6 protein-coding genes are annotated in these 5881 nt (G+C 63.7%); all 6 read right to left on the bottom strand.

Features of this window, described 5'->3' with window-relative positions; genetic code table 11:
• The coding region (locus AC16XC_RS08450; RefSeq protein WP_484034210.1) for a hypothetical protein at positions 1-208 on the bottom strand (208 nt) is incomplete at its 3' end.
• Between the two features lie 492 nt (positions 209-700).
• Positions 701-1819, bottom strand: a complete 1119-nt coding sequence (rodA, locus tag AC16XC_RS08445) for a rod shape-determining protein RodA (RefSeq protein ID WP_484034209.1) — start codon at positions 1817-1819, stop codon at positions 701-703.
• Positions 1816-3894 (bottom strand): penicillin-binding protein 2, encoded by a 2079-nt coding sequence (gene mrdA / locus AC16XC_RS08440; protein WP_484034208.1) that lies wholly within the window; start codon positions 3892-3894, stop codon positions 1816-1818. The genes rodA and mrdA overlap by 4 nt, the downstream gene beginning before the upstream one ends.
• Positions 3891-4463, bottom strand: coding sequence for a rod shape-determining protein MreD (locus AC16XC_RS08435; RefSeq protein WP_484034207.1), 573 nt, complete (start codon positions 4461-4463; stop codon positions 3891-3893). Before AC16XC_RS08435 ends, mrdA begins: the two co-directional genes overlap by 4 nt.
• Positions 4460-5359 carry a rod shape-determining protein MreC gene (locus AC16XC_RS08430; RefSeq protein ID WP_484034206.1) on the bottom strand — a complete coding sequence of 300 codons (900 nt, stop codon included), beginning with the start codon at positions 5357-5359 and terminating at the stop codon, positions 4460-4462. Before AC16XC_RS08430 ends, AC16XC_RS08435 begins: the two co-directional genes overlap by 4 nt.
• Positions 5360-5437: 78 nt before the next feature.
• Positions 5438-5881: rod shape-determining protein (locus AC16XC_RS08425; protein WP_484034205.1), on the bottom strand; the 444-nt coding region annotated here is incomplete at its 5' end.

The following is a 5881-nucleotide window of genomic DNA, read 5'->3' as shown; positions in this document are numbered from 1 at the left end:
CGAGCAGGGAGACGAAATATTCGCGCGGGGACATCGCTTCCAGGGTCGACGGACCAAACGTCCCGACCTGCAAGGCGCTGTCGAACCGTTTCACCGCTTCGGCCAGTTCCTCGGCCAAGAGGGCGAGATTGGCGTGCAGATTCCGGAGCGAAATGTTCCCGTCGGTCCGAGCATCCTGCCCGGCCGCGTTATTCGTAACGGCACTCATAAAAACCCGTCCTTATTGCACTGCGGCCGTTGCCGTCGTGCCGTGGTTGGCGCTCCGCAAAATGAGACCGGGGCATGGCCAGAGAGACATGAGGGAGAGTCTCTGCTGTCCATGCCCCAGGTCCGGGAGGGGCGGTTGCGCTTCCCTGGACAACGCACCTGGCGCTGCCAAACAGGGAACCGCAGCCACGATTTAACCGACCGGTTAATGGTCCCCGGGATCGTTATCAAGGGAAAAGAACTGGTGCGCCAGGCAGAGCGGTCGGGCAGTTCCGGCAATGAAATTGCGATTCATGCGCTTGATTGCGAAGCGACGCCCGCCATTGATTTAATCAATCGATTAAGGGCGATTCCAGGAAACCATCTTACCGGAAATTGTAACGAAAAAAATCTGGATTTCGGCCTTCGAAGGGCCGGAATTCGCCCTTCCGGCCAGCTCCGCACGGCTTCCGATCGCCATCCTCCCGACCGAATCGATTGCAGGATCGATTCGTCACAGGACTCCGGTTCGGCCGCCTTGCCGGTTCCAGCGATCGATCATCATGAGCGTGCCGACGCAGATCATGTTGGTCATCATCGAAGAGCCGCCATGGCTCATGAAGGGCAAGGGAATCCCGACCACCGGGGCAAGCCCCATGACCATCATGAGGTTGATCGCGGCGTAGAAAAAGATCGTCGCGGTCATCCCGCCGGCAAGCAAGGCCGAGAACCGGTCCCTTGCCCGGCGCGCAACGCCAAGGCCCCAGCGCAGGACAATGCCGAACACCAGCAAGACCAGCAGGCCGCCGATCAGTCCCCATTCCTCCGCCATGGTCGCGAATACGAAATCGGTATGCGGCTCGGGCAGGTAATCGAGGTGGCTTTGCGAGCCGTTGCCAAAGCCCTTTCCGGTGAGCCCTCCCGATCCGATCGCGATCTTGGACTGGGTGATGTGGTAGCCGGCGCCGAGCGGATCGCTCTCGGGGTCGAGGAAGGTCGTGACCCGGCGCTGCTGGTAATCCTTGAGACCGAAGAAGAAGGCGAGGGGTGCCACCACCAATGCTGCGCCGGCCCCGCCAACGAACCATTTCATCGGCAGGCCGGCGAGGAACATCATGACCACACCGCCGAACATGATCGCCAGCGCAGTCCCCAAATCGGGCTGGAGGAGCACCAGCCCTGCCGGGACCGCAATCAGCGCCGCGGGAAAGAGGATCGCACGCAACCCTCCCGTCTCTCCCGCAGGCAACGAGTGGTAGAAGCTGGCGAGGACCAGCACGATTGCCGGTTTCATCAGCTCCGAGGGCTGGAGGTTAACCGGTCCGAGTTCCAGCCACCTCTGGCTTCCGCCGCCCATGGCTCCGATCGCCTCGACGAGCACCAGCAGGACGAGAGTCCCGAGATAGGCCGGATAGGCAGCCCATCTGACCAGTTCGCGCGGCAGATAGGAAATAACCAGTGCCATCGTCAGGAAGACCGCGAACCGCAGCAAATGCGACCATGCGAAAGGCGACATGCTTCCGCCTGCCGCGGAATAGAGGACCGCCGCGCCGAAGCTGACCAGCAGGGTCAAGGGCAGGATCACCGGCCAGGGCTGGTTGGCAATCGGGGCAGGGACGATCGAGCGGATCATTGCGCTGCCCCAGTTGCAGGCACGGGATCGGGCGCAACCGGACTGGCCGGTTCCGTCGTCGGTGGTATGATCTCGTCCTCTTCCACATCCCTGCTCCGGCGCGAGCCTTGCGGAGAATCCTCGATCTCCGCTGCCGCCGCGCGGGCCTCGGCATCGACCTGGCGGGCGATCGATTCCGGATCGGGCGGGAGCGCCGGCAATTCGATTCCGGCCTCCTCGGCATAGACCGCATAGCGCTTGGCCATGCGTTCCTGCGGTGTACCGCCCCATTGTTGCTCCAGCGCGTGCAGCGCTTCGAGGCCCTTGGCCGGATCGAACAGGAATGTCATCACGTCGCGCGCGACCGGATAGGCCGCTCCGGACCCGCCCCCATGCTCGATCACCACCGCCCCGGCATAGCGCGGCTGTTCGAACGGAGCGAAGAAGACGAACAGGCCGTGGTCGCGGTATTTCCAGGGGCCGGAGCGCCCATCGGATACGCTCAAGCTCACGACCTGCGCCGTGCCAGTCTTGCCGGCCATCTTGATGTCGGGAAACGGCAGGCGCGCTCGTCCGGCGGTACCCGGACCGTTGACGACGTCGCTCATCGCTTGCCGCACATAGGCGATGTATTCCGGTGAGAATCCGAGCGACACAAAATCCTTGATGCCGGTGTCGGCCATGAGCCGGGGCACTACTTCTCGCCCCGTTGCCAGTCGGGCGCTCATCACTGCCAGTTGGAGCGGGCTAGCCAGATAGTAGCCTTGGCCGATCGAGGAGTTCACGGTGTCGTAAGGCTGCCACTCCTGTTCGAACCTGCGCAGCTTCCATTGCGAATCCGGGACGGTGCCGAAGAACTGGCTCGCCACCGGCAGGTCGAATTCCTGGCCAAGGCCGACATGGCGGGCGAAGTCGGCCACCTTGTCGAACCCGACCACCTGCGCGAAATGATAGAAATAGGTGTCGCAGCTCCTGTAGATCGCCTGCGCCATGTCGGTCGTACCGTGAGTCGAATGGCAGCGAAAGAAGCGATTGCCGACCCGCAGGCCGCCGGCACAATTGACGGTCTCCTCGGGCCTGATGCCGGCTTTGAGGAAGGCCATCGCGTGCATCGGCTTGATAGTCGACCCAGGCGGATAGAGGCCCTTGAGCACCTTGTTGCGCAGCGGCACCCGCTCGTCATCGGTCAGCATCTTGTATTCGACGCGCCCGATCCCGTCCGAGAAGCTGTTGGGATCGAAGCTGGGCATCGATGCCATGCACAACAGGTCGCCGGTGATGCAGTCCATCACCACCACCGAACCGGATTCGAGGCCAATCCGGCGCGCCGCGTAATCCTGCAGCGGGCCGTCGATCGTCAGCTTGATCGGTTGTCCCTGGACGTCCTCGCGAGTCTCGAGGTCGCGCACGATCCGGCCGCTGGCGGTTACCTCTACCCTCCGCGCGCCAGGTTCGCCGCGCAGGGTCTGTTCGAATTCCTTTTCCAGCCCGTCCTTGCCAAGCTTGAAGCCGGGAGTGACGAGCAGCGGCTGCGGTTCCTTCTCGTATTCCTCGCGCGCCGCGGCGCCGACATATCCGATCAGATGGCCGACCGAGGGACCGGTCGGATAATAGCGGGAGAAGCCGCGTTGCGGCACGACCCCGGGCAGTTCGGGAAGCCTGACCGTTACCGCCGCGAAATCTTCATAGGCGAGGCCATTGGCAACTTCGACCGGCTGGAATCCGTGGGCTGTCTCGAGCTTGTCCTTGAGATCCTGGACCTCGACTTCGGTCATTCCGAGCAGCGAGCCCAGCGTTTCGATCTCCGCATCCTTGTCCTTCATCCGCTCGGGAATGATGTCGACCCGGAAGTCGGCCCGGTTCGAGGCAAGCGGCGCGCCGTTGCGATCCAGGATCCAGCCGCGCCGGGGCGGGATCAGCGACAGATTGACGCGATTGCTCTCGGCCAGGGTCTGATAACGCTCGTTCTCGGCGACGGCGATATAGCCCATGCGCGCGGCAAGCAGCAGCCCCACGCCGCCCTGGACCGCGCCGATCACGAAGCTCCGCCGGTTGAATCGCTGGCTCAGGCCGACGGCGGTCAGTTGTTGCTTCATGTGCGGTACGAATCACTCACATCGCGAATTCTCAACAGGCGTACGCGATCGAACACGGAAACCATGCGGGCAATAATGGGGAACAGCAGGATCGAGAGCAATATCTGCGGTATTACCAGCGGCAACACCAACAGGCCGAGGCCGGTCCCGCTGAACAGCGCCGCGATGGCAATATAGCCAGCAACCAGCCCGGCAGCGCTCGCCCATTCCTGCAGGAAATTGCGCCATGGAAACCGCGAATCGAGAACTTCCAGGATCAGCAAGGTCACCGACCACAGCATGATCGCGCAGCCGAACGGCTGGCCGCTGAACAGGTCGTCGAATGCGCCAAGCGCGATGCCGGTCCACAGGGGCAGGAGCCCGGGGCGCACCAGCCGCCAGGCAAGGAATATCATGTAGCCGAAAGGCGGCAGGATCGGGCCGAATGCGAGCAGCGGCAAAAGCGGCGCGAGCGAGCCAAGCAGTATCGTAACGAACGGCAAGCCGGTGGCGAGCAAGGGAGAATGGGCACGATCGATCTTCGATCCGAAATGGTCGCTGCGCGATCGAGGGTTGAGCTCGTCGATCATTCGCCGGTCCCGGACTGGTCGGGATCGGGCCCGTTCTCGATCACCTCGGCTGCCTCCCCGATCCAGACCGGGTCGACCGCGACATATGGCATCGCGGCGGGATTTCCCAACAGCGATACGATCGCACCGTCGCGGGTGATCTCCCGTGCCACGCCGACCGCAATCCCCGGCCGGTAAAGCCCGCCCGCTCCCGATGTCACGAAGACGTCGCCTACTTCGAGCGGGTTGATACCGAGATTGTTGAGCCGGATCCGCAGGGTCCCGTCGGCGCGGCCTTCGGCGAAACCGGCGACACTATCCTGCGCCCTGCGTACGGGCACGATGCTGGAACTGTCGGTCAACAGCAGCACGCGCGAGTTCCTGTCGCCGACCTCCAGCACGCGGCCGACCAGGCCAAGCGGTGACCTGACCGGCATTCCAACCGCAACTCCGTCATCCCGGCCCGCGGAGAGATAGGCGAGACGCCTGGCGCTCGATGAGGTCGATCCAATCAGCCGCGCGATTGCAACCGGCCGGGTCGGGCCGTCGTTCAATTCAAGCAGCGCTTTCAGTTCGCGGTTTTCCGCGGCGAGAGCCTCGGCCTCGGCCAGTCTGACATGGGCTTGGTCGATCTCGCGCTGCAGCCGTGCGTTCTGGCTGCCGGCGTAGAAATAGCCCTTGATCCCTTCCCACAGGCTCTGGCTGCCGCTGCGCCCGACCGCGCCGGCTTCGCCCACCGGCGCCACGACATCGGTCGCCTCGCCGCGAATGCCGGAGAATGTGCCAGGCCGGTTAAGCGAGATGAACAACAGGACGGCACCGATCACTGCGCCGGTCGCCGCCACGAGATAGCCGGTAAAGGCGCTGAACTGCGCCTTCCTGGAATGTCCCGTCTGACGGATTTTCGGCGGCGCCATCTGCGCCCTCTCCCTCCAGCTGCTGCCCCTCATTGGCCGGTGCGGCCACCCGGGCCGGCAACCGGCTTGGTGGTGGTGTTACGCCGTCATCAAGACGCCGCGATAGATCGGATCTTCCATGGCCCTGCCGGTGCCGAGCGCGACGCAGGACAACGGATCTTCCGCGACGCTCACCGGCAGCCCGGTTTCGTCGCGCAAATGTTCGTCGAGCCGGCGGATCAGGGCTCCGCCGCCGGTCAGCACGATGCCCTGGTCGACGATATCGGCCGCCAGTTCGGGCGCCGTGTTCTCGAGCGCAATGCGAACCCCTTCGACGATCGCGCCGATCGGTTCGGACAGGGCTTCGGCGATATTGGCCTGATTGATCGAGATTTCCTTGGGGACGCCGTTGACAAGGTCGCGGCCCTTGATCTGGATCGTCTCGCCGAATCCGTCTTCGGGAACCACCGCGATACCGTAATCCTTCTTGATCCGCTCGGCGGTCGCGTCGCCGATCAGCAAATTGTGATGCCTGCGGACATA

It is taken from the genome of Candidatus Andeanibacterium sp. (assembly GCF_057143545.1).
The sequence above is the reverse complement of the archived record's forward strand: the minus strand, read 5'-3'. Positions and strand labels throughout refer to the sequence as shown.